Origin of the sequence: Kitasatospora sp. MAA19 (assembly GCF_029894125.1) — a bacterium.
In the GTDB taxonomy this organism is placed as follows: domain Bacteria; phylum Actinomycetota; class Actinomycetes; order Streptomycetales; family Streptomycetaceae; genus Kitasatospora.
This window is the reverse complement of sequence record NZ_JARXYZ010000004.1, coordinates 45,391-68,924: the sequence shown is the minus strand read 5'-3', so window position 1 is coordinate 68,924 and position 23,534 is coordinate 45,391. Positions and strand designations below refer to the sequence as shown.

At 71.6% G+C, this 23,534-nt stretch carries 19 protein-coding genes and 1 riboswitch; of the genes, 14 read left to right on the top strand and 5 right to left on the bottom strand.

The window, feature by feature from the left end:
- The first annotated feature begins 115 nt into the window (after window positions 1-115).
- The 5 genes from P3T27_RS08335 to P3T27_RS08315 all read left to right on the top strand — a co-directional run bounded on the left by P3T27_RS08335 (window position 116) and on the right by P3T27_RS08315 (window position 6,622).
- On the top strand, window positions 116-1,375 hold the full coding sequence (locus P3T27_RS08335) for an Ig-like domain-containing protein (protein WP_280675927.1): 1,260 nt from the start codon (window positions 116-118) through the stop codon (window positions 1,373-1,375).
- A 174-nt stretch (window positions 1,376-1,549) separates the two neighbouring features.
- Window positions 1,550-2,809 carry an Ig-like domain-containing protein gene (locus tag P3T27_RS08330; protein ID WP_348534072.1) on the top strand — a complete coding sequence of 420 codons (1,260 nt, stop codon included), beginning with the start codon at window positions 1,550-1,552 and terminating at the stop codon, window positions 2,807-2,809.
- A gap of 258 nt (window positions 2,810-3,067) precedes the next feature.
- A complete protein-coding gene (locus P3T27_RS08325) occupies window positions 3,068-4,291 on the top strand; it encodes an Ig-like domain-containing protein (protein ID WP_280675925.1) in 1,224 nt (407 codons plus the stop codon).
- Between the two features lie 266 nt (window positions 4,292-4,557).
- Window positions 4,558-5,064 (top strand): ATP-binding protein, encoded by a 507-nt coding sequence (locus P3T27_RS08320; RefSeq protein WP_280675923.1) that lies wholly within the window; start codon window positions 4,558-4,560, stop codon window positions 5,062-5,064.
- A 604-nt stretch (window positions 5,065-5,668) separates the two neighbouring features.
- Complete coding sequence (locus P3T27_RS08315) at window positions 5,669-6,622, top strand: EamA family transporter (RefSeq protein WP_280675921.1); 954 nt, start codon at window positions 5,669-5,671, stop codon at window positions 6,620-6,622.
- A 92-nt stretch (window positions 6,623-6,714) separates the two neighbouring features.
- On the opposite strand, the gene P3T27_RS08310 is transcribed toward P3T27_RS08315, so the two are convergent.
- Window positions 6,715-7,458, bottom strand: a complete 744-nt coding sequence (locus P3T27_RS08310) for a TetR/AcrR family transcriptional regulator (protein WP_280675919.1) — start codon at window positions 7,456-7,458, stop codon at window positions 6,715-6,717.
- Between the two features lie 138 nt (window positions 7,459-7,596).
- Between P3T27_RS08310 and P3T27_RS08305 the strand changes: the two genes are divergently transcribed.
- Entirely contained in the window at window positions 7,597-8,205 is a 609-nt protein-coding gene (locus tag P3T27_RS08305; RefSeq protein ID WP_280675917.1) for an NAD(P)H-dependent oxidoreductase, read from the top strand.
- Between the two features lie 36 nt (window positions 8,206-8,241).
- Window positions 8,242-9,798 (top strand): MFS transporter, encoded by a 1,557-nt coding sequence (locus P3T27_RS08300; RefSeq protein WP_280675915.1) that lies wholly within the window; start codon window positions 8,242-8,244, stop codon window positions 9,796-9,798.
- A gap of 258 nt (window positions 9,799-10,056) precedes the next feature.
- Here the strand turns inward: P3T27_RS08300 and P3T27_RS08295 are convergent, their stop codons facing one another.
- The 4 genes from P3T27_RS08295 to gcvT form a co-directional block, all read right to left on the bottom strand.
- Window positions 10,057-11,424 carry an L-serine ammonia-lyase gene (locus tag P3T27_RS08295; protein ID WP_280675913.1) on the bottom strand — a complete coding sequence of 456 codons (1,368 nt, stop codon included), beginning with the start codon at window positions 11,422-11,424 and terminating at the stop codon, window positions 10,057-10,059.
- Between the two features lie 176 nt (window positions 11,425-11,600).
- Window positions 11,601-12,869: a serine hydroxymethyltransferase gene (gene glyA / locus P3T27_RS08290; RefSeq protein ID WP_280675911.1), complete on the bottom strand. Its 1,269-nt coding sequence runs from the start codon at window positions 12,867-12,869 to the stop codon at window positions 11,601-11,603.
- Between the two features lie 80 nt (window positions 12,870-12,949).
- Entirely contained in the window at window positions 12,950-13,324 is a 375-nt protein-coding gene (gcvH, locus tag P3T27_RS08285; protein ID WP_280675909.1) for a glycine cleavage system protein GcvH, read from the bottom strand.
- Between the two features lie 134 nt (window positions 13,325-13,458).
- Window positions 13,459-14,580, bottom strand: a complete 1,122-nt coding sequence (gcvT, locus tag P3T27_RS08280) for a glycine cleavage system aminomethyltransferase GcvT (protein WP_280676588.1) — start codon at window positions 14,578-14,580, stop codon at window positions 13,459-13,461.
- Between the two features lie 231 nt (window positions 14,581-14,811).
- Window positions 14,812-14,917: riboswitch (glycine riboswitch) on the bottom strand.
- Window positions 14,918-15,139: 222 nt separating this feature from the next.
- On the opposite strand from gcvT, the gene P3T27_RS08275 reads away from it, so the two are divergent.
- From P3T27_RS08275 to P3T27_RS08245, 7 genes are all read left to right on the top strand, one after another.
- Entirely contained in the window at window positions 15,140-15,958 is an 819-nt protein-coding gene (locus P3T27_RS08275) for an enhanced serine sensitivity protein SseB C-terminal domain-containing protein (protein ID WP_280675907.1), read from the top strand.
- Between the two features lie 116 nt (window positions 15,959-16,074).
- A complete protein-coding gene (locus P3T27_RS08270; RefSeq protein ID WP_280675905.1) occupies window positions 16,075-17,001 on the top strand; it encodes an enhanced serine sensitivity protein SseB C-terminal domain-containing protein in 927 nt (308 codons plus the stop codon).
- A gap of 439 nt (window positions 17,002-17,440) precedes the next feature.
- Window positions 17,441-18,430: an ABC transporter permease gene (locus P3T27_RS08265; RefSeq protein WP_280675902.1), complete on the top strand. Its 990-nt coding sequence runs from the start codon at window positions 17,441-17,443 to the stop codon at window positions 18,428-18,430.
- 55 nt (window positions 18,431-18,485) lie between these two features.
- On the top strand, window positions 18,486-20,255 hold the full coding sequence (locus tag P3T27_RS08260; protein ID WP_280675900.1) for an ABC transporter substrate-binding protein: 1,770 nt from the start codon (window positions 18,486-18,488) through the stop codon (window positions 20,253-20,255).
- Window positions 20,256-20,354: 99 nt separating this feature from the next.
- The gene (locus tag P3T27_RS08255) at window positions 20,355-21,365 is read left to right on the top strand and encodes an ABC transporter permease (RefSeq protein ID WP_280675887.1); all 1,011 of its coding nucleotides are present in this window, start codon (window positions 20,355-20,357) and stop codon (window positions 21,363-21,365) included.
- Entirely contained in the window at window positions 21,362-22,432 is a 1,071-nt protein-coding gene (locus P3T27_RS08250) for an ABC transporter ATP-binding protein (protein WP_280675885.1), read from the top strand. Before P3T27_RS08255 ends, P3T27_RS08250 begins: the two co-directional genes overlap by 4 nt.
- Before the next feature lie 34 nt (window positions 22,433-22,466).
- Entirely contained in the window at window positions 22,467-23,513 is a 1,047-nt protein-coding gene (locus P3T27_RS08245; protein WP_280675883.1) for a dipeptide ABC transporter ATP-binding protein, read from the top strand.
- Window positions 23,514-23,534: the final 21 nt, after the last annotated feature.

The window sequence follows — 23,534 nt, the reverse complement described above, 5'->3', positions numbered from 1 at the left end:
GCTTACCGGCGGATGGCGGCTGATGGATGGGGGGATTTCGGGCCGCTCCGCGTGTCCCCGCCGTGATTGCCCTCGTTGTTCCCGGTATCGGACGTGGACAGTGGGAGGCCCCGGAATGCGGCGCCGAGGACGGGTGTGGGCGCGGCGGGCGGCGGCGGTGGCCTGGGGCCTCGCCGTCCTGACGGGGTGCGGCGGCTCCCCGGCGGCCCCGGGGCAGGACGCCGCCGGGCCGGGGGCGCACACCCCGCCCCCGCCGCCGTCCCGGGCGGTCGTCGCGACGCTGCCCGCCGACGGCGCCCAGGACGTGCCGCCCGAGGGCCCGGTCCGGGTGACCGCGGCACAGGGCCGGTTGGTCACCGTCCGGTTGGCGGACACCAAGGGCGCCGAGGTCCCCGGCACGATCGCCCCGGACGGTGCCACCTGGACGCCCGACGCCCTGCTGCCGCTGGGCACCGCGTACACCCTGGACGCCGTCGCCGAGGACGACCAGGGTCAACGGGCGGCCCAGCACTCGGCGTTCTCGACGATGACCCGGGCGCACACCTTCGTCGCCTTCTTCACCCCGGAGGACGGCTCCACGGTCGGCGTCGGCATGCCGGTGTCGCTGCGCTTCAGCCGGCCTATCACCGACCGGGCGGCGGTGGAGAAGGCCGTCCAGGTGAGCGCCGACCCGCCCGTCCCGGTGGCCGCGCACTGGTTCGGCAACCAGCGGTTGGACGTCCGCCCGCAGCGGTACTGGGCGGCCGGCACCAAGGTGACGGTGGCGCTGCGGATGAAGGGTGTGCAGGGCGCACCGGGCGAGTTCGGCACCCAGACCAAGGACCTGCACTTCACCATCGGCCGGGCCCAGGTCTCCACCGTCGACCTGGACGCGCACACCCTGACCGTCCGGGCCGGCCAGGGCGGCCGGGTGGTGCGGGTGCTCAAGGTGTCCGGCGGCAGCCCCGACCACACCACCTACCGGGGGGTGATGGTGGTGTCGGAGAAGTACAAGGTGACCCGGATGAACTCGCAGACCGTCGGGATGGGCGACGAGTACGACATCAAGGACGTGCCGCACGCGATGCGGCTGACCACCTCCGGCACCTTCCTGCACGGCAACTACTGGGCGGATCCCGGGGTGTTCGGCACCGCCAACACCAGCCACGGCTGCATCGGCCTGGTCGACGCCAAGGGCGGCGCGAGCAAGGACTCCCCGGCGGGCTGGTTGTTCGAGCACACCGTTCCGGGGGACGTGGTGGAGGTGAAGGCCTCCGCCGGGGACTTCGTGCCGCCGCAGAACGGCCTCAACGGCTGGAACGTGCCGTGGGAGCAGTGGGTGGCCGGCAGTGCCCTCGGTCCCGTCTCGGCCGCCGCCGGCTCCACCCCGCAGTAGTCGATCTTCACTGCCGGTTCACCCCCGCTCCACCCACCTCCGCCCGGGGCTCGCTCAGACGGCCCGGCTATCCTGCTCCGGCGCGCCCTGACCCGGCGCGAAAGATCGACGCCCGGTGCAACTCATGGGGGCACTCAACGCGTCAAGGGAGTGAATACCGGGAGGGGAGAAACCGTGAAGACGGGGAAGACGGCCGGCGCCGCGATACGTACCACCAGCCGCTACGGGCGCAGGGGTGCGATGGCGTTGGTCATGGGTGGGGTGCTGCTGCTCACCGCGGCCTGCAACGACGACAAGGGCGGCGGCACGAGCGGCGGGGGCGACAACGCGGCGCCCGCGGCGACGGCGGGTGCGGGCGGGACGGCGGGTGCGTCGGCGGAGCCGAAGACCTCGGCCGCGGTGCTGGCGGTCGAGCCGAAGGACGGTGCCCAGGACGTGGCGCCGAGCAACGCGCTGCAGGTGTCCGTCTCGAACGGCAAGCTCACCGCGGTCGACGTGACGGACAAGAACGGCAAGCCGGTCGAGGGGGCGATCACCCCGGACGGCACCGGCTGGAAGCCCGCCGCCGCGCTCACCGTCGGCATGGCGTACAAGGTGAACGCGCAGGCCAAGGACGCCGAGGGCCTGGTGGCCGCGTCCACCACCTCGTTCACCACGCTGACGCCGGACAAGAAGGTCTCCACCAACGACAACATCAGCGACGGCGGCACCTACGGCGTCGGCATGATCGTCTCGGTGAACTTCAGCAAGAACGTCAAGAACAAGGACGCCGTCCTCAAGGGCATCACCTTCGAGAGCGACAACGGCACCGAGGTGAAGGGCCACTGGTTCGGTGACAACCGGCTGGACTTCCGTCCGGCCGAGTACTGGAAGCCGGGTACCAAGGTCACCATCAAGTACCGGCTGAAGAGCGTCGAGGTCGCCCCGGGCGTCTACGGCGACGTGGACAAGGACGAGCCGTTCACCGTCGGCCGCTCCCAGATCTCCACCGCCGACGCCAAGTCGCACCAGATGACGGTCGAGCGGGACGGCAAGAGCACCACCGTGCCGGTCACCCTGGGCGCGGACGCGACGCCGTCCTGGGGCGGGACCATGGTGGTCATGTCCAAGGAGAAGGTCACCCGGATGAACTCGCAGACCGTCGGTCTCGGCGGCGAGTACGACATCCAGGACGTGCCGCACGCGATGCGGCTGACCACCTCCGGCACCTTCGTGCACGGCAACTACTGGGCCAACCCGTTCGGCAAGACCAACGCCAGCCACGGGTGCGTCTCGATGGCGGACGAGAAGGGCGGCAGCGACACCTCGGTCGCGGGCAAGTTCTTCAACGACTCGATGGTCGGTGACGTGGTCAAGATCGTGAACACCAAGGAGAAGACCGTCGCGCCCTCCAACGGGCTGGGCGGCTGGAACGTGGCCTGGGCGAACTGGTAATCCCTGCCCGCCGACGGCCCGGATAGTCCCGGTTCGTCGGCGCGGTACGGACGAGCAGCCCGATCCTCACCCGTTGGGGTCGGGCCGCTCGCGTTTCGGGAGCGCCCCGGCCCTCGAATGGCGCAACCTTTCCGGGGGCCGGTGCGTGTAGTGGTCGGGTCCGCCGTGCTGGTGAGGTCGGCCGTGTCGGTGGGGTCCGTCGTGTTGGTGGGGTCCGCGGGGGTTCCTCCGCGGAGGGTTCAGAGGGAGGGATCGACGTTGAGGTCGATACGCAGAGTGGTGGCCGTCGGTCTGGTCGGCGGGGCGATGGTGCTGACGGCCGCGTGCGGTGGCGGCGGGAACGGGGGCGGGGGCGTGGCCAAGGCGGACCTGGGGGCCGGCGCGGCCGCCGGGACGGCCGCTCCGACCGCGACGCCCAGCAGTGCGGCGCCGAAGGCGTCCCAGGCCGTGGTGACCATCGCGCCGCAGGCCGGCGCGGTGGACGTCGCGCCCGACGCGCTCAAGGTCGGTGCGACCGGCGGCAAGCTCACCACCGTCAAGGTCAGCGACAAGAGCGGCAAGGAGGTACCCGGCACGATCGCCGCCGACGGCTCCAGCTGGACCCCGTCCGCCGGCCTCTCGGTGGGCACCGCCTACCAGGTGAGCGCGATGGCCGCGGACGCCAGCGGCGCGGTCTCCACCGCGGACAGCAGCTTCACCACGCTGACGCCGACGGCCCTCGCCAAGGCCGTCGACAACGTGGACAACGACGCGACGTACGGCGTCGGCATGATCGTCTCGGTGGACTTCAGCAAGGACGTCAAGAACAAGGAGGCGGTCCTCAAGGGCATCACCTTCGAGACCGACAACGGCACCGTGGTCAAGGGCCACTGGTTCGACGACCGCCGGCTGGACTTCCGTCCCGAGAAGTACTGGACGCCCGGCACCAAGGTGACCGTGCACTACCGCCTCAAGAACGTCGAGATCACCCCTGGGGTGTACGGCACCGACCGGGACGAGCCCTTCACGATCGGGCGATCCCAGATCTCGACGGTTGACGCCGCCGCGCACCGGATGACCGTCGAGCTGAACGGCCAGGCGTCCGAGATCGACATCACCTCCGGCTCGCCCGAACACCCCACCTGGAACGGCACCATGGTCGTCATGTCCAAGGAGGGCGTGGTGCGGATGCAGTCCAGCACCATGCCCGGCATGACCGGCTCCCCGTATGACCTCCAGGTGCCGCACTCGATGCGGCTCACCACGTCCGGCACCTACGTGCACGGTAACTACTGGAGCAAGGTCATCGGCGAGGACAACGTCAGCCACGGCTGCGTCGGCCTCAAGGACGTCGAGGGCGGCGGCAGTTCCACCTCGATGGGCAAGTTCTACGACGGCTCGATCGTCGGCGACGTCGTGATCGTGAAGAACTCCACGAAGAAGGAGACCCTCGACCCGGCCAACGGTCTGAGTGGCTGGAACCTGGCCTGGAGCGCCTGGTAGCCGGCCGGGGACCGGCTGCTGATCGCCCTGGTCGGGGCGGCTTCGCGGCAACCCGGGCTTGACGCCGACGCGGCCCGGGTTGCCCTCGCCGCGGCTCCTCCGGGGCTTCTTGTCGCTCTCCTGCCGCCCTCCTCTTGCACGCGGCATATGCCGACTCGGGGGAGATCGTTTGCTCATTGTCCGTACGCGGCCGCTTGCGTTCCGCAATGATGGACCGCATGGCGGGTTGGGGCGAAACAGATCAGTCATCAGTTCCCGGGGCCGGAATGGTCGCCGAGGCGTCGTGGATCGATGTCCAGGGCGCGCTGGCGGCGCTGGAACGGCTCAGCTCCGAGGAACTGCAGGAGATGTATTGCGGCAGGTTGGGCGATCAGTCCGTGCCGAACGAGGTACGACTGCCGTCCCGGCCGGAGACCGGCCCGGTGGCCCGCCGGCTGGTGCTGTCGGTCCTGGAGGCCTGGGACCTCCACCAGCACCTGGAGGCCGGGGAGTTACTCACCAGCGAACTGGTCTCCAATGCCGTTCGGCACGCCGCCGGGCGCACCATCGGGCTCCAGGTGGTCCGCAAGCCCGGCTGGCTCCGCGTCGAGGTCCGGGACTCCTCCCGGGCGTTGCCCTGCATGATCCTCGCCGAGGCGAAGCCGGCCAACGAGCGGGGGAGGGGCCTGCGGGTCGTCGACGACCTGGCCGACCGCTGGGGTGCCGACCTGCTGCCGCGCGGCAAGGGCGTCTGGTTCGAGCTGAAGGTCCGCGAGTTCCGTGAGCGCCCCTGAGGGCTTGCGAAGTCCGCGTGCCGGGGCCTGCGGGTCCGGGCGTCGCGGGTCCGGGCGTCCCCCGGAAAACGCGCAGGGCCCCCGAGGTCGCCGTGGTCCGGCGGGTGGGGGCCCCTGCAAGTCATCGCGCCGGCCAAGGGGGTGCGTGCCGCGCGATGGGCGTCGGCCGTGCCAGGTCGGGCCAGCCGAAGTCTCCGCGCCCAGGGCGGCGTGCTGTGGCGCCCGCCGTCGGGCTGCTTCGACTATCGCACGGATCTCAGCATGTGGGCAAACCAGGCGTCTTGGATTGAAAGGTTTGTAACCTAGTTCACCTTTGGATTTTGCATAGGTTAACGCCGCCGCCTGTGAATATTCACGATCGCCCGCATCGGAGGGCTGCGTGGGCGGCTGTTCCGGGCCATCCGCCACCTCCTCCCGGCTACCATCGGCGCGTGAACTCGTACTGGCGCGTCGCGCTGCCACCGCTCAGCGCCTGATCGGGCGCGCGCTGGTGGCTTGAGCCCCGCGACCCTGGCCGGCGCAGACCGCCGCCAGGGGTTTGCCGTGTGCGCCCGTTTCGAAACCAGTCCTCTCTCACGGTTTTCGACGACGGAAGTTCACGACTGTGCCGAACCGCACCACTGTGCCCGCGCCCACCCGCCCGGCCCCCGCCGGGCGCCGTACCAACCCCCTCGACGGGCCGGTCCCGATCCTGGCCACCGCCCTGCTGTGGGGCACCACCGGGACCGCCAGTTCGCTCGCGCCCGCCGGGGCCCCGGCGGCGGGCATCGGCGCCGCCGCGCTCGTCCTCGGCGGGCTGCTGCTCTTCCTCTCCACCCGTAGTGCCCGCGCGCTGCCCCGGACGTGCGGCCGCCGGGAGCGGTGGTTGCTCGTCGTCGGCGCGGTCGCGGTGGTCGGGTACCCGATCAGCTTCTACCCGGCCGTGAGCCGCACCGGCGTGGCGGTGGCCACCGTGATCGCGCTGGGCAGCGCCCCCGTCTTCACCGGCCTGCTCGGCTGGCTCGCCCGGCAGGGCCGGCCGACCGGCCGCTGGGCCTGCGCCACGGCGACGGCGGTCGTCGGCTGCGCCGTCCTGGTGCTCGGCCCCGAACTCACCGGCGGCGCCACGGCGGTGGACGCCACCGGGGTGGTGCTGGCCGCGCTCGCCGGGCTCTCCTACGCCGCCTACTCGCTCGTCGGCGGGAAGCTCATCAGGCGCGGGCACCCCTCGGCCGGGGTGATGGGGGCGATGTTCGGCGGGGCGGCGCTCCTCGTCCTGCCGGTCCTGCTGCTCGGCGACGTGCGGTGGATCGGCACTGCGCGCGGCGCGGCGGTGGTGCTCCACCTCGCCGTGATCACCACCTTCCTCGCCTACCGCCTCTTCGGCCACGGCCTGCGGCACATCTCCGCCCAGGCCGCCACCACCCTCACCCTCGCCGAACCCGCCGTCGCCGCCGTGCTCGGCGTCGCCGCCCTGGGTGAACGCCTGCCCGCCGTCTCCTGGTCCGGCCTCGCCGTCCTCGCTGCCGGCCTCGCCCTCCTCGCCCTCCCCACCCGCCCGGTTCGCCGCCGCCCCTGACCGGGTCGGACCGTCACGGACCGTCCGCCGCGCAGGAAGTCGGCCCGTCCGACGTCCTGCGCAGTCGGGGGCGGGGCGGGGGCGGGCCGGGGTCAGATGCCGAGGTGGGTGGCGATGCCGGTGAGGACGCAGTCGAGGCCGGTTTCGAACTGCCAGGTGGGGTCGTCCTTGCGGGTGGCCTCGTGGAGGTAGCGCTGGTAGGCGGGGTAGCGGCCGGTGTTCATGAGGAAGGACATGCGGGGGGCGAGGGCGGCGCGGGTCTCGTCGCCGCCGGACCAGCCGTGGTCGCGTTGGAGGTCCTGTAGGGCGATCTCGGCGGCGACGGAGCCGTGGACGTAGCCGGTGACGGTGCGGAAGACCGCCATGGTGGTGTCGGCGTCCAGTCCGTGGTCGGCGAGGGCGGCGAAGGCCCGCTCGGGGACGGCCAGTTGGTTGGGGCTGAGGGAGGCGGCGGCGGCGCGGACGGTCCACGGGTGGGCCAGGTTCATGGCGCGCAGGTGGACGGCCAGGATGCGCATGGTGTCGCGCCAGCCGGCGGCCGGGGCGTCCAGGGGGAGCCGGCCGTAGACGAAGTCGACCATCAGCTCGATGAGTTCGTCCTTGCCGGAGACGTACCGGTAGGCGGCCATCGGGGCGACGCCGAGGGCGGTGGCGAGCCGGCGCATGGTGACGGCGTCGAGCCCCTCGGTGTCGGCGATCTCGACCGCGGCCTCGGCGATCCGGTGCGGGGTGAGGGTGGTGCGCGGTGCGGGCGCCGGGCGGGCGAGGCGCTCCCAGAGTGAGGCCTGGGGCTTGGTCCGGTCGTCGTCCCCGGTGGGGGCCTGCGGGGCGGGCATGGGGCGGGCTCCTTCCGGCTGGGGCTCCCCACCGTACCACTCGCGTGTACGGCGTATCGGTAGTGGACGGCGTACGCGCCGATGTGTACGTTGTATCCATCAGATACGGTGTACACATCGTCCCGGAGGGGGACCCCCATGTCCACGGAGAACAAGCAGGACCGGCAGGGCCTGCGGGTCGCGGTCATCGCCGGCAGCACCCGGAACGGCCGGTTCGCGCCCGTCGTCGCCGACTGGCTGCTCGGCCACGTCGCCACGCGCGACGACATGACCGCCGACCTGATCGACCTGGTGGAGACCCCGCTGCCGACCACCTTCCCGTCCTTCGGTGGCGAACTGGAGCCGGGCGCCGCCGAGTTGATCGCCGCCGTCTCGCCCCGGCTGGAATCCGCCGACGCCTTCGTGATCGTCACGCCCGAGTACAACCACAGCTTCCCGGCCCCGCTGAAGAACGCCATCGACTGGCACAATCACCAGTGGCACGGCAAGCCGGTCGGCTTCGTCTCCTATGGCGGACTCTCCGGCGGCCTGCGCGCCGTCGAGCAACTGCGGGTGGTCCTCGCCGAGTTGAACGCCATGACGATCCGCAACACGGTCAGCTTCCACGGTGCCGCCCAGTGCTTCGACGCCGACGGCAAGCCGCTGGACCCGGCCGCCGACGCCGCCGCCAAGACCATGCTCGACCAACTCGCCTGGTGGGCCGAGGCGTTGCGCGAGGCCCGGCGCGTCCGCCCGTTCGCGGCCTGACCCGGTGGCCCCAGGGCGGCGGACGGTGGACCCACCATGGTGACGGAACCGGTCGAGGAGCGCCCCAAGCCGCCGCTGCTCGGCATCCTCGGGCTGATGCTCGGCATCTTCCTCTCCGCCCTCGACGGCCAGATCATCGGCACCGCGCTGCCGACCGTCGTCGGCGACCTCGGCGGGCTGGACCACCTCTCCTGGGTGGTCACCGCCTACCTGCTCACCTCCGCCGCCGCCACCCCGCTCTGGGGCCGGCTCGGCGACCTGTACGGGCGCAAGGGTGCCTACCAGTGGGCGGTGGGCGTGTTCCTGGCCGGTTCGGTGCTGTCCGGACTGGCCCAGAACATGGGCGAGTTGATCGCCTTCCGGGCGGTCCAGGGGGTCGGCGCCGGCGGGCTGATGGTCGGCGCGCTCTCGGTGATCGGGGTGCTCATCCCGGCGACCGACCGGGGGCGGGTGCAGTCGGTGATCGGGGTGCTGATGCCGATCGCCTTCGTCGGCGGGCCGCTGCTCGGCGGCTTCCTCACCGACCGGCTGAGCTGGCGCTGGGCGTTCTACGTCAACCTGCCGGTGGGCCTGTTCGCGCTGGCGGCGGTCGGATTGGGCGTCCGGCTGCGGACGGAACGCGTCCGCGCGCCGTTCGACTGGGCCGGGGTGGCCCTGCTGACCACCGGCATCCTCGCCCTCACCCTGATCGGCAGCTGGGGTGGCGTGACGTACTCCTGGACCTCGCCCTGGATCCTCGGGACGGCGGCCGTCGCGACCGTCGCGCTCGCCTGGTTCGCCCGGGTGGAACGGCGTGCGCCCGGACCGCTGATCCCGCCCGCCCTGTTCCGCGACCGCAACTTCACGGTCGCCCAGGTCCTCGGCTTCCTCACCGGCGCGTTGATGCTCGCCCTGGTCGGCTACCTGCCGCAGTACCTGCAGTTCGTGCAGGGCGCCTCGCCGACCACCGGCGGCCTGCTCCTGCTGCCGCTGATGCTCGGCATGATGGGCACCCAACTCCTCACCGCCCGGCTGATGGCCGAGCCCGGCGGCGAGCGGCGCTACCCGCTGCTCGGGGGTGCCCTGGCGGTGGTCGGGGCGGCCCTGCTGCTGCTCCTCGGCACCGGCACCCCGACGGTCCTCGCCTCGGCGCTGACCGCCGTCGCCGGGGTCGGGATCGGCCTGCTCATGCAGAGCACCATGCTGACCTCGATGGGCGCCGTCCAGCCTCGGGACATGGGCGCCGCGATGGGGGTGGTCACCCTGCTCCGCAGCATCGGCGGCTCGCTCGGCATGGCGGCGCTGGGCGCGGTCTACACGGCCCGGATGACGGCCGCCCTCACCGAGCGGCTCGGCGCCGGCCGGAGCGCCCGGCTGACCGGTGGCGGCGAACTCACCCCGGCGGCGCTCACCGGCCTGCCGACCGGCGTCCGGGACGCGGTCGGGGCGGCCGTCACCGACGGCCTGCACGGCGCCGTGGCCGGCGGGGTGGTGCTGGCCGCCGTCGCTACCGCCGTCGCCTGCCTGGCCCGCCCGAGCCGCCGGCCGGGCCTGGGCGTCGGCGCGGACCAGGAGGCCCCGGAGGGCGCGTCGGCCCCGGCGGGGGCGGGCTGACCGTCGGGACGGCGGGCGGGCTCGGCGTGGCCCACGCGATGGGTCGGTTGGGCGCCGTCGCGGCCCGGCTCGAAGCCGAGGGCGAGGGCGAGGGTCAGGCCTGACGGGCCACGCGGGGCCCCACCGGCGACGGCGTCGGGTGCGGCCCGGCGGGCGCCGGGGGAGAACGCCACGAGCCTCCGGAGGGATCCCCTCCGGAGGCTCGGTACGGGGCTCAGGCGGTCAGCGCCCAGCCGTCAACGCCCGCCGCCCGGGCGATCAGCACTCGATGACGTTCACGGCGAGGCCGCCGCGCGAGGTCTCCTTGTACTTGATCTTCATGTCGGCGCCGGTCTCCTTCATCGTCTTGATCGCCTTGTCGAGCGAGACGTGGTGCCGTCCGTCGCCGCGCAGGGCCATCCGGGCGGCGGTGACGGCCTTGACCGAGGCCATGCCGTTGCGCTCGATGCAGGGGATCTGGACGAGGCCGCCGACCGGGTCGCAGGTGAGGCCGAGGTTGTGCTCGATGCCGATCTCGGCGGCGTTCTCGACCTGCTCGGGGGTGCCGCCGAGGACCTCGGCGAGGCCGCCGGCGGCCATCGAGCAGGCGGAGCCGACCTCGCCCTGGCAGCCGACCTCGGCGCCGGAGATGGAGGCGTTCTCCTTGAAGAGCATGCCGATGGCGCCGGCCGCGAGGAGGAAGCGGACGATGCCGTCCTCATCGGCGCCCGGGATGAAGTTCAGGTAGTAGTGCAGGACGGCGGGGATGATCCCGGCCGCACCGTTGGTCGGCGCGGTGACCACCCGGCGGCCGGAGGCGTTCTCCTCGTTGACCGCCATCGCGTAGAGGGTCACCCACTCCATCGCGTTGGCCGGGCCGACGCCCTCGGCGCGCATCGCCCGGGCGGCGGCCGCGGCGCGGCGGCGGACCTTGAGGCCGCCGGGCAGGATGCCCTCGCGGGACATGCCGGCCCGCACGCACTCCTGCATGACCTGCCAGATCTCCAGCAGACCGGTTCGGATCTCCTCCTCGGAGCGCCAGGCCTTCTCGTTCTCCAGCATCAGGCCGGAGATGGACAGCCCGGTCTCGCGGGTGAGCCGCAGCAGCTCCTCGCCGGTGCGGAAGGGGTAGCGCAGCGCGGTGTCGTCGGGCTTGACCCGGTCCGCGCCGATGGCGTCCTCGTCGACGACGAAGCCGCCGCCGACCGAGTAGTAGGTCTTCTCCAGCAGCGTGGAACCGTCCGCCGAGAACGCCCAGAGGGTCATGCCGTTGGCGTGGTACGGCAGCGAGCGGCGGCGGTGCAGGATCAGCTGGGTGTCGGGGTCGAAGGCGATGGGGTGGGTGCCGAGCAGGTTGATCCGCTTCTCGGCGGTGATCCGGTCGACGTCCTTGTCCGCCTGGTCGACGTCGACCGTGCGGGGGGAGTTGTTCTCCAGGCCGAGCAGGACGGCCTTCGGGGTGCCGTGGCCGTGGCCGGTGGCGCCCAGCGAGCCGTAGAGCTCGGCGCGGACGCTCGCCACCTCGGGCAGCAGGTCCTCGGACCGCAGGCGGCGGGCGAACATCCGGGCCGCGCGCATCGGGCCGACGGTGTGGGAGCTCGACGGGCCGATGCCGATGGAGAAGAGGTCGAAGACGCTGATGGCCACGGGGGGACGTCCTTGTCTGGTCTCGTGGAGGAACGTGCGGGCAGGGCTGCTGACACGGGTCGGGGCACCGCGCGCACTGTCCAGTGTGCGCGGTGCCCCGGGGTCCCAGGTACCGCGGCGGCGTGAGGCCGGTCACCCCGCCCGAAGGATCACCGCAGTGATCGGAGACCGGTCGCTTACAGGTTGGGGTAGAGCGGGTACTTCTCGGCCAGCGCGGTGACGCGGGCCTTGAGCGCGGCGGCGGTGTCCTCGTCGAAGGCGGGCTTGAGCGCCTCGGCGATGATGTCGGCGACCTCGCGGAAGTCCTCGGCCCGGAAGCCGCGGGTGGCCAGCGCCGGGGTGCCGATGCGCAGGCCGGAGGTGACCATCGGCGGGCGCGGGTCGTTCGGGATGGCGTTGCGGTTGACCGTGATGCCGACCTCGTGCAGCCGGTCCTCGGCCTGCTGGCCGTCCAGCTCGCTGTTGCGCAGGTCGACCAGGACCAGGTGCACGTCGGTGCCGCCGGACAGCACCGAGGCACCGGCTTCGGCGACGTCGGCCTGGAGCAGGCGCTCGGCGAGGATCCGGGCACCCTCCAGGGTGCGCTCCTGGCGCTCCTTGAACTCCTCGGACGCGGCGATCTTGAAGGAGACGGCCTTGCCCGCGATCACGTGCTCCAGCGGGCCGCCCTGCTGGCCGGGGAACACCGCGGAGTTGATCTTCTTGGCGTACTCGGCCTTGGACAGGATGACGCCGCCGCGCGGGCCGCCCAGGGTCTTGTGGGTGGTGGTGGTGACCACGTCCGCGTACGGCACCGGGTTGGGGTGCAGACCGGCGGCGACCAGGCCGGCGAAGTGCGCCATGTCCACCATCAGCAGCGCACCGACCTCGTCGGCGATGCGGCGGAACTCGGCGAAGTCCAGCTGGCGCGGGTAGGCGGACCAGCCGGCGATGATCAGCTTCGGCTGGTGCTCCTTGGCCAGGCGCTCGACCTCGGCCATGTCGACCAGGCCGGTCTTCTCGTCCACGTGGTACGCGGCCACGTGGTAGAGCTTGCCGGAGAAGTTGATCTTCATGCCGTGGGTCAGGTGACCGCCGTGGGCCAGGCTCAGGCCCAGGATGGTGTCACCCGGCTGGATCAGCGCGAACATCGCGGCGGCGTTGGCCTGCGCGCCGGAGTGCGGCTGGACGTTGGCGTGCTCGGCGCCGAACAGGGCCTTGATGCGGTCGATCGCGATCTGCTCGACCACGTCGACGTGCTCGCAGCCGCCGTAGTAGCGGCGACCGGGGTAGCCCTCGGCGTACTTGTTGGTGAGCACCGAGCCCTGGGCCTCCATGACCGCCACCGGGGCGAAGTTCTCGGAGGCGATCATCTCCAGGGTGGTCTGCTGGCGGTGCAGCTCGGCGTCGACCGCGGCGGCGATCTCCGGGTCGAGGGCGTGCAGGGACTGGTTCAGAACCGTCATGGTGTGGTCTTCCCGGGAGGAGAGAGAGGGGAGCCGGGGCGGGACGGCCGCCGCGCTGCGGCCGCCCCGTCACAAGAGGGTCAGCCGCCGATGAAGGCGGTGTACTCGTCCGCGCTGAGCAGCTCGTCGGTGGACTCGACCTGGACCTTGAACAGCCAGCCGCCCTCGAAGGGGGCGCTGTTGACCAGGCTGTTGTCGTCCACGACGTCCTGGTTGATCTCGACGATCTTCCCGGTCACCGGGGAGAACAGGTCGCTGACCGACTTGGTGGACTCCAGCTCGCCACAGGACTCGCCCGCGGTCACGTCGTCGCCGACCTCGGGCAGCTGCACGTAGACGATGTCACCGAGCGCGTCGGCCGCGTGGGCGGTGATGCCGACCGTGGAGACACCGTTCTCGGTGGCGGTCAGCCACTCGTGCTCCTTGGTGTACTGCAGGTGCTGGGGGTTGCTCATGGCGTCATTCTCCAGGATGGGAAGCGGGTACGACGAAGCGGGCCGCCGCACGGACGGCTTCGACGTGGGTCTACGGGGGAGGAGGCCTCGGCGGGCGCGCCGGTGGGTCGTCGGCAGGCGCGCCCGCAGGGGCCTCAGCGGGCGCGCTTGTAGAACGGCAGCGCCACGACCTGGACCGGCTCGTGCTTGCCGCGCACGTCCACCGCGACGGTGGTGCCGGGGGCGGCGTGGGCCGCGTCGACGTAGGCGATCGCGATCGGCTTGCCGAGCGTCGGGGACGGGGCGCCCGAGGTGATCCGGCCGATCGGGGCGCCGTCGGCGGAGACCACGGTGTACTCGGCGCGCGGGACGCGCTTGCCCTCGGAGACCAGGCCGACCAGCACCCGCGGCGGGTTGGCCTCGGCCTCGGCGGCGGCCTTCTCCAGCGCCTTGCGACCGATGAAGGCGCCCTCGTTGGTGGTCTTGTCGAAGCGGACGACCCGGCCCAGGCCCGCGTCGAACGGGGTCAGGTCGGTGGAGAGCTCGTGCCCGTACAGCGGCATGCCGGCCTCCAGGCGCAGCGTGTCGCGGCAGGACAGGCCGCACGGGACCAGGCCGTGGCCCTCGCCGGCGGCGGTCAGCGCCTGCCAGATCGCCTCGGCGTCGCCCGGGTTGCAGAAGACCTCGAAGCCGTCCTCGCCGGTGTAGCCGGTGCGGGCGAGCAGCACGTCGCGGCCGGCGACCTGGGCCGGGAGGATCGCGTAGTACTTCAGGCCGGGCAGGTCGGCGTCGGTGGTCCCGGCCAGGATGGCGGTGGACTCCGGGCCCTGGACGGCGATCAGCGCGTAGGTGTCGCGGTCGTCGGTGACGACGGCGTCGAAGCCCTTGGCGCGGGCGATCAGCTCGTCCAGCACCAGCTGGGCGTTGGAGGCGTTGGCGACGACCAGGAAGGCGTCCTCGCGCAGGCGGTAGACGATCAGGTCGTCCAGGATGCCGCCGTTCTCGGCGCAGATCATGGTGTAGCGGGCACGCAGCACGCCCAGCGCGGAGACGAAGCCGACCAGCGCGTGGTCCAGCATCTCGCCGGCCTGCGGGCCGGTGACGGTGATCTCGCCCATGTGGGAGAGGTCGAACAGACCGGCCCGGGTGCGGACGGCGAGGTGCTCCTCGCGCTCGCTGCCGTAGCGCAGCGGCATGTCCCAGCCGGCGAAGTCGGTCATGGTCGCGCCGAGGGCGCGGTGCAGCGCGTCGAGCGCGGTGAGGCGGAGGGACGACATGGCCTGGAACTCCTCGGTCGGGGCACTCATGGGTGCACGCGCCGGAACCGGATCCGCTCGGGGACCGACCCTGCGCGCGGGCATGCGGCGGCGTGGGTCTCCCCATCTGTCGTCGAACCTGAGAGCTTCACCGCCCACCTGCCCGCAGCTGTTTCCAGCATCCAGGACAGCATGGTGGCTTGCACCGTGGGTGGGCGCGCGACAGGGCCGTGCGCCACTTTCCAGATGTGCCTAACCCGTGCGGTAGGGGGGCCTGAGAGATTCCGGGGAGGACTTGCTCCTTCGGCGCCGGCCGTGCCGCCTGACGGGGCACTCCGGGCTCTCCCGCGCGGGTTCGAGCGGCCGGTATGGAGTTGTGGGTCCGGCGGCGCGGCGCGCCGTCGAACGCGCACATCATGGCACGTCCGCGCCGACGGCGGGAGAGGGGGACCGGTCACACGGTGCCGTACCCGCCGGTCACCCCGTCCGGTACCGAACGGGAGCCCGGTCGGGAGCCCTAGACTGCTGCGCGTCGGCGCAGCAGAGGGCGGCCGACCGGCAGAGGGCGGATCAGGCGCGCATGGGGTACCCGGTGGAGCAGCAGCAGGGGTGGGGCAGCCCGGAGTCGGCACCGCCGGGCGGCGGGTGGCCGGCCAACGAGCTCGAACAGGTGCTGACCGCCGCGCTGGGCGACCCGGGTGCGACGCCGCGGGTGATCGAGGTGCTGGCCCGCAGCCAGGTGTGGATCCCGCTGCCCTCGGGCGGCGACCCGCAGGGGCCGGCGCTGGACCTGCCGACCATCGAGCTGGCCGGCGACCCGTACGTGCCGGTGTTCTCCTCGCAGGAGGTGTTCCTGCGCCAGGCGCCGGGGATGGCCTTCGCGGTGGCGCCGGTCTGGGAGTTCGCCCGCGGGCTGCCGCTGGGCGTGGGAATCGCGGTCAACCCGGAGGCGGCGGTGGGCATCCCGGTGCCGCCGCAGGGCGTGGCGGAGCTGCGGCGCGGCCCGCGCGAGGAGCGCTGGGCGGGCCCGGACCAGGGCGGGCACCAGGCCCAGGAGGAGCCGACCGGCGGCCGGGTGGCGCTGCGCGAGCCGGTGCCGGGCGAGGACCCGGAGTACTTCCTGGCCGCCTGCCGGGCCGAACTGTCGGCCCTGCCCGGAGTGCTGACCGCCCGCCGGGCGCTGGCCAGCGTCGAGGGCGAACCGACCGTGATGTTCGTGGGCGTCCAGTTGGACCCGGCGGCCCCGGCCGACCCGGCCGCGGTGAACGAGGCGCTCGGCCGGGCGCTGGGAACCGCGCCGCTGCCGGGGGGCGTCCACCTCGTACTGCTCGATCTCGCCGATGATCCGGTGGTCGAGTGGCTGCTCACCCGGGTACTCCCCTTCTACGCCCGGGTGTGAGCGACGTTCGTTCGTAGGCACGTCGCCGTGGCGGTGGCCGGTGCCGCGCCATAGGGTGCGTGCAGACGGCCGACGGGTCGGCGGGGTCGAGGAAAGAGGCGCGGCGAGGTGGGCGCATGAGTGCGGGAGCGGTAGCGGGCGGTGCACCGGGGCCCTGGGGCCAGGCATCCGCCGGGCGCCCCGGAGCGGATCCGGGCGCGCTGGAGCGCGCCCTGCGCGAGGTCGCGCCGGAGCGCTACGAGGCGTACGAGCAACTGCTGCACGCGCTGGCCGACGGCCAGGTCTGGATGCTGCTCTGGCACGGCACGCCGGGCAGCGCCGACGCCCAGTACGGGAACATGGAGATCGGCGGCCACGGCTACGCGCCGGCCGTCACCTCGCCCGAGCAGCTGACGGCCTCCGGCTGGGCGCGGGCCCACGAGGTCATCTCCGGGCGGGAGATCGCCGCCTCGCTGTACCGGACCCGCTGGGGCCTGTGGCTCAACCCGCACGCGCCCGGCGGCGGGGTCGGCGTGCCCTGGGCGGACCTGCGGCGGATCGCCGCGGGGCTGGAGCGGCTGCCGGCCGGGCCGTTGAAGCTGAGCGAGCCGCAGCTGAACGCCCAGCAGTTCTTCGCGCTGCTGGAGCGGCAGGCCGGCGAGGTGCGCGCGGTGCGGGCGCTGCGCCGGGCCTGGGTGCAGCCGGCCGTGGGGGAGCCGTACCTGGCGATCGGCCTGGAGCTGTACGAGAGTTCGCCGCCGGCGGTGGAGGCGGTGCGGGCGCTGATGCAGCGGGCGATCGCGGTGGCCCCGGAGGGGCTGGCGGTGTCCACGGTGGCGATGGCGGACGAGTACGACCCGGTGGCGCTGTGGATGCGGGCCCACGCGCGCCCGTTCTTCGACCGGGAGGCCGGCCGGCCGCCGACCGGTCCCTACCCGCCGGTGCCGCCCCCGCCGTACCCGTCGCAGCAGGGGCCGGGGTACGGCTACGCCACCCGCCCGCCCGCGCAGGGCTGGCCCGGGCAGCAGCCGCAGCAGCCGTGGCCCGGATACCCCGGACGATAGATCCAAAACCTCTTCACCGAAGCCGACTTGATCTTGCATCAGGTCGGCTTCGGTGTTTTCCGGACGACCTTCCGGCCGGTGCTGTCAGGCATCTTGACATGCCAGTTGCAGTCATGTGAAGAGGGATATGCCGAAGATCAGGAGGTGCATGCGTACAGATCACAGTTGGGCATCTGTCGGTGGTCAGGGCTGGCGTAAGCCAGTTCGGATGGCAGAGAGTTCTGCGCAACGCACCGCGCGTACTGGGAACCCCACGAAGGTGAACGCGCACGCCGACCGCCAGAACCACGCGACGCCCATCCCGCGTGGGGGCAGTACCTGTGCACGACGTACTGCCGCGAACACCCGCTCCTAGCACCTCCGCACGTCCGCAGCCGTACCGCCAACCGGTGACCGGCGCCCGTGGGCCGGCCACCGTCGGCGAGGGGACCAACTGACCATGACCGCAACCGCCACAACCGCCGGGAACGAGCCCGAGGCGCCCGCCTCCACGACCCCGGCCAAGACGATCGAGGGACGCTCCCTCGGTCGGATCGCCTGGACCCGCTTCAAGCGGGACAAGGCCGCCGTCGCCGGCGGCATCGTGGTGATCCTGCTGATCCTGCTGGCCCTGCTGGCCAAGCCGATGGAGGCGGTGTTCGGCCTCGACCCGGACGCCCTCCACCAGGACCTGCTGGACGCCAACCTCGGTGGCATCCCGCTCGGGGACTGGGGCGGGATGAGCTGGGACCACCCGCTCGGCGTCGACATCGCCCAGGGTCGTGACCTGCTCTCCCGGGTCATCGAGGGCTCCTGGGTCTCGCTGCTGGTCGCCTTCGGCGCGACCGTGCTGTCCAACGTGATCGGCACCGTCCTCGGCGTGATGGCCGGGTACTACGGCGGCTGGGTGGACACCCTGATCAGCCGGATCATGGACGTCTTCCTGGCCTTCCCGCTGCTGCTCTTCGCCATCGCGATCTCGACCTCGCTGCAGGGCGGTGCGTTCGGCCTGGACGGACTGCCGCTGCACATCGCGGTGCTGATCTTCGTGATCGGCTTCTTCAACTGGCCCTACATGGGCCGGATCGTGCGCGGGCAGACGCTCTCGCTGCGCGAGCGGGAGTTCGTCCACGCGGCCCGCAGCCTGGGCGCCCGCGGCCCGTTCATCCTGTTCAAGGAGCTGCTGCCGAACCTGGTCGGTCCGATCCTGGTCTACTCGACCCTGCTGATCCCGACCAACATCCTCTTCGAGGCGGGGCTCAGCTTCCTCGGCGTCGGCATCCAGCCGCCGCAGGCCTCCTGGGGCGGGATGCTCCAGGACGCGATCAAGTACTACCAGGTGGACCCCCAGTACATGGTGGTCCCCGGTCTGGCGATCTTCATCACCGTGCTCGCCTTCAACCTGCTCGGCGACGGGCTGCGTGACGCCCTCGATCCCAAGAGCAACTGACGTCGCGTCAGAGCCCTCCCTATCTCTCCACATCCTCAAGGGGTTGATCTCACCCATGCGTAGGTCCCGTACCGTCGCGCTGACCGCGGCGGCAGCCGCCGCGGTCCTGATCGTGACCGGCTGCTCGTCCGGCAGCAAGAGCTCCGGTTCCTCCTCCGCCAGTGGCAGCGCCGGTGGCGGCGGCGCCGACGCGGCAACCAAGGGCGTCGTCAACGCCTCGGACAAGAAGGGCGGGACGGTCACCTACGAGATGAAGGGTGCCCCGGACTCCTTCGACCCGGGCAACACGTACTACGCCTACATCTACAACTTCTCGCGCCTGTACGGGCGTCCGCTGACCACCTTCGCCCCCGGTGCCGGCGCGGACGGCAACAAGCTGGTCCCGGACCTCGCCGAGTCCCTGGGCAAGCCCAGTGCGGACGGCCTGACCTGGACGTACAAGCTGCGCGCGGGCCTGAAGTACGACGACGGCACCCCGATCAGCTCGAAGGACGTCAAGTACGCCGTCGAGCGCTCCAACTTCGCGCCGGACGTGAACTCCAACGGCCCGACGTACTTCCACGACTTTCTGGTCGACAACGCGACCCCGTACCAGGGCCCGTACAAGGACAAGACCGGCGGCCTGGACTCGATCGAGACCCCGGACGACCAGACCATCGTCTTCCACCTGAAGCAGCCGTTCGCGGACTTCGACTACCTGGTCAGCGCCCCGCAGACGGTCCCGGTCCCGCAGGCCAAGGACGACGGCTCCGGCTACGTCAAGCACGTGGTCTCCTCGGGCGCCTACAAGTTCGACTCCTACGACGACGGCAAGCAGCTCACCCTGGTCCCGAACACCAACTGGGACCCGGCCACCGACCCGATCCGCAAGCAGCTCGCGGACAAGATCGTGGTCCGGATGGGCATGGAGCAGTCCACCATCGACAAGGACCTGATGGCCGGCAACGCCCAGGTGGACCTGGTCGGCGGCGGCGTCGACCCGCAGACCCAGGCGCAGATCCTGCAGAACCCGAAGCTCAAGGCCAACACCGACAACGCCTACGGCGGTCGCCTGGTCTACACCGCGATCAACACCAAGGTCGCGCCGTTCGACAACATCGAGTGCCGCAAGGCCGTCCAGTACGCGATCGACAAGGTCTCCGTGCAGACCACGCTCGGCGGCCCGATCCGCGGCCAGATCGCCAACACCGTGCTCCCGCCGGACATCGCGGGCCACCAGGACTTCAACGTCTGGGAGACCAAGGACAACAAGGGCGACCTCGACAAGGCCAAGGCGGCCCTGAAGGCCTGCGGCAAGCCGGACGGCTTCAACACGGTGATCACCGCCCGCACCGAGCGTGACCCGGAGGTCCAGGCGGCGACCGCGATCCAGGCCGCGCTGAAGAAGATCAACATCAACGTCGAGATCCAGAAGTACGCGCAGGGCAAGTACTTCTCGGACGCCGCCGGTGTCCCGCAGTTCACCCAGGACCACAACATCGGCCTGATGATGATGCAGTGGGGCGCCGACTGGCCGACCGGCTACGGCTTCCTGCAGCAGATCTCCGACGGCCGCGCGATCAAGGCCTCCGGCAACAGCAACCTGGCCCAGCTGAACGACCCCGAGGTCAACAAGCTGCTCGACGACGCCATCACCAACACCGACCAGTCGGCGCGCGAGAAGATCTACGGCCAGATCGACAAGAAGATCATGGACCAGGCGGTCTACGTCCCGCTGACCGACTTCAAGGTCTTCCTGTACCGCCCGGACAGCGCCACCAACCTGGTGTCCACGTCGGCCTTCTCGGGCGAGTACGACTACCTGAACATCGGCACCACCAAGTAAAGAGCCTGGCTCCGCATCCCTGAAGGCAGGTGAAGGCAGCGGCGCCCGCCGTCGTCCGGAAGATCCCGGACGGCGGCGGGCCGCCGGAGCCGCCCTACTGTGTTTGCCTACATCATCCGCAGGATCTTCGCAGCCGTCGTGCTGCTGCTGGTGGTCAGCGCGGTCACCTTCGCGATCTTCTTCCTGCTCCCGCGCATCGCCGGCGAGACGGCCGACCAGCTGGCCACGCAGTACGTCGGGAAGAACCCGTCGCCCGAGGCGATCGCCGCGGTCAAGCAGAACCTCGGCTTCGACCAGCCGCTGTACACCCAGTACTGGAACTTCCTGAAGGGCCTGGTCAGCGGCGCCGAGTACAAGTTCGGCCCGGATCCGGTCACCTGCCACGTCCCGTGCTTCGGCTACTCCTTCAAGAACCACCTGGAGGTCTGGCCCGAGCTGACCAAGCGCATCCCGATCACGCTCTCGCTGGCCATCGGCGCGGCCGTGTGCTGGCTGGTCTCCGGCGTCACCACCGGCGTCATCTCGGCCCTCAAGCCGCGCTCGATCTTCGACCGGCTCGCCATGGGCATCGCCCTCACCGGCGTCTCGCTGCCGGTCTTCTTCACCGGCGCGCTGCTGCTGACCCTCTTCAGCTACCAGTGGCCGATCCTGGACAACCTCCAGTACGTCGACTTCACCGACGACCCGCTCATGTGGGCCCGCAACCTGATCCTCCCGTGGATCTCGCTGGCCTTCCTCTACTCCGCGCTCTACGCCCGGCTCACCCGCGCCGGAATGCTGGAGACCATGAGCGAGGACTACATCCGCACCGCCCGGGCCAAGGGCCTGGTCGAGCGCAAGGTCGTCACCCGGCACGGGCTGCGCGCCGCGCTCACCCCGATCGTCACCATCTTCGGCATGGACCTCGGCCTGCTCCTCGGCGGTGCCCTGATCACCGAACAGGTCTTCTCGCTCCAGGGCGTCGGCGCCTTCGCCGTCCAGGCGATCGCGGACAACGACCTGCCCAAGATCCTCGGCGTCACCCTGCTCGCCGCCTTCTTCATCGTCGCCTGCAACCTCGTGGTCGACCTCCTGTACGCCCTCGTCGACCCCCGCGTGAGGCTCTCGTGACCGAGCTCCAGAAGACCCCGGCGGACACCGGGCAGACCCCGTCCGGCGACCCCTTCCTCTCCGTCCGCGACCTGCGGATCCACTTCGACACCGACGACGGCCTGGTCCGCTCGGTGGACGGGGTCAGCTTCGACCTGCACAAGGGCCGCACCCTCGGCATCGTGGGTGAGTCCGGCTCCGGAAAGTCCGTCACCTCGCTCGGCATCATGGGCCTGCACCGCTCCAAGCGGGCCCGGATCAGCGGCGAGATCCGGCTGAACGGCGAGGAGCTGATCGCGGCCGGCCCCGAGCGGGTGCGCCAACTGCGCGGCCGTGAACTGGCGATGATCTTCCAGGACCCGCTGACCGCGATGCACCCCTACTACACCGTCGGGGCACAGATCATCGAGGCGTACCGGGTGCACCACCCCGAGGCGTCCAAGAAGCAGGCCCGGGCCCGCGCGATCGAGATGCTCGACCGGGTCGGCATCCCGCAGCCCGACCGCCGGGTGGACGACTACCCGCACCAGTTCTCCGGCGGCATGCGCCAGCGCGCCATGATCGCCATGGCGCTGGTCAACGACCCCTCCCTGCTGATCGCCGACGAGCCCACCACCGCCCTGGACGTCACCGTCCAGGCGCAGATCCTGGACCTCATCCGCGACCTCCAGGAGGAGTTCGGCTCGGCCGTCATCATCATCACCCACGACCTCGGGGTGGTCGCCGAGCTCGCCGACGACATCCTGGTCATGTACGGCGGCAAGTGCATCGAGCGGGGCCCCGCCGAGACCCTCTTCGACGCGCCCGAACACCCCTACACCTGGGGCCTGCTGGGATCCATGCCGCGCCTGGACCGCGAGCTCCAGGACCGGCTCGTCCCGGTCAAGGGCACCCCGCCCAGCCTGATCAACGTGCCGTCCGGCTGCGCCTTCCACCCGCGTTGCCCGTACGCCGACCTGACCGGCGGGCGGTCGTCGAGCGAGGTGCCGGTGCTGGTCGAGGCCGCGCCCGGGCACCACGCGGCCTGCCACCTCCCGGCCGCCGAACGGCACCGCATCTTCGCCGAAGAGATCGCGCCCCGGCTGTGAGCCCGGCCTCGTACCACCTTTCTGGAGAGAACCGATGACGGACACTCAGGCGGCCGCGATCCCTTCGCCGGCGCCCGCCTCCGACCGCGAGCCGCTGCTCCGGGTGACCGGCCTGACCCGGCACTTCCCGATCCGCGGCGGACTGCTGCGGCGTCAGACCGGAGCGGTGCGGGCCGTCGACGGCATCGACTTCACCGTCAACGCCGGCGAGACGCTCGGCGTCGTCGGCGAGTCCGGCTGCGGCAAGTCGACCATGGGCCGGCTCATCACCCGGCTCGACGAACCGACCGGCGGGAAGATCGAGTTCGAGGGCACCGACATCACCCACCTGGGCGTCGGCGCGATGCGGCCGCTGCGCCGCGACATCCAGATGATCTTCCAGGACCCGTACTCCTCGCTCAACCCGCGGCACACCGTCGGCACCATCGTCGGCGCGCCGTTCCGGCTGCAGAAGGTGGCGACCGAGGGCGGCACCAAGAAGGCCGTCCAGGAGCTGCTGGAGCTGTGCGGGCTCAGCCCCGAGCACTACAACCGCTACCCGCACGAGTTCTCCGGCGGCCAGCGCCAGCGCATCGGCATCGCCCGGGCGCTCGCCCTGAAGCCGAAGATGGTCGTCGCGGACGAGCCGGTCTCGGCCCTGGACGTCTCCATCCAGGCGCAGGTGGTCAACCTGCTGGACGACCTCCAGCGCGAACTCGGCCTGACGTACCTGATCATCGCGCACGACCTCTCGGTGGTCCGGCACGTCTCGGACCGGGTCGCGGTGATGTACCTGGGCAAGATCGTCGAGATCGCCGACCGCGACTCCCTGTACGCGAACCCGATGCACCCGTACACCAACGCGCTGATGTCCGCGGTGCCGGTGCCCGACCCGCGCCGGCGCCAGCGGGCCGGCCGCGAGCGGATCCTGCTCAAGGGCGACGTCCCCTCGCCGATCAACCCGCCCAGCGGCTGCCGCTTCCGCACCCGCTGCTGGAAGGCCCAGGACGTCTGCGCGAGCCAGGAGCCGCCGCTGACCGCGCTGAAGACCGGGCACCAGGTGGCGTGCCACTTCCCCGAGCAGCGCGAGGGGAACGACTAGCACCGCCCCGAGCAGCGCGAG

Bases quoted from the DNA above. Each gene is read 5' to 3' on its own strand.
- P3T27_RS08265 (WP_280675902.1), top strand. From the start codon at position 17,441: ATGACCGCAACCGCCACAACCGCCGGGAACGAGCCCGAGGCGCCCGCC.
- P3T27_RS08270 (WP_280675905.1), top strand. From the start codon at position 16,075: ATGAGTGCGGGAGCGGTAGCGGGCGGTGCACCGGGGCCCTGGGGCCAG.
- P3T27_RS08305 (WP_280675917.1), top strand. From the start codon at position 7,597: ATGTCCACGGAGAACAAGCAGGACCGGCAGGGCCTGCGGGTCGCGGTC.
- gcvH (WP_280675909.1), bottom strand. From the start codon at position 13,324: ATGAGCAACCCCCAGCACCTGCAGTACACCAAGGAGCACGAGTGGCTG.
- P3T27_RS08320 (WP_280675923.1), top strand. From the start codon at position 4,558: ATGGTCGCCGAGGCGTCGTGGATCGATGTCCAGGGCGCGCTGGCGGCG.
- P3T27_RS08335 (WP_280675927.1), top strand. From the start codon at position 116: ATGCGGCGCCGAGGACGGGTGTGGGCGCGGCGGGCGGCGGCGGTGGCC.
- glyA (WP_280675911.1), bottom strand. From the start codon at position 12,869: ATGACGGTTCTGAACCAGTCCCTGCACGCCCTCGACCCGGAGATCGCC.
- gcvT (WP_280676588.1), bottom strand. From the start codon at position 14,580: ATGTCGTCCCTCCGCCTCACCGCGCTCGACGCGCTGCACCGCGCCCTC.
- P3T27_RS08310 (WP_280675919.1), bottom strand. From the start codon at position 7,458: ATGCCCGCCCCGCAGGCCCCCACCGGGGACGACGACCGGACCAAGCCC.
- P3T27_RS08260 (WP_280675900.1), top strand. From the start codon at position 18,486: ATGCGTAGGTCCCGTACCGTCGCGCTGACCGCGGCGGCAGCCGCCGCG.
- P3T27_RS08275 (WP_280675907.1), top strand. From the start codon at position 15,140: ATGGGGTACCCGGTGGAGCAGCAGCAGGGGTGGGGCAGCCCGGAGTCG.
- P3T27_RS08245 (WP_280675883.1), top strand. From the start codon at position 22,467: ATGACGGACACTCAGGCGGCCGCGATCCCTTCGCCGGCGCCCGCCTCC.
- P3T27_RS08300 (WP_280675915.1), top strand. From the start codon at position 8,242: ATGGTGACGGAACCGGTCGAGGAGCGCCCCAAGCCGCCGCTGCTCGGC.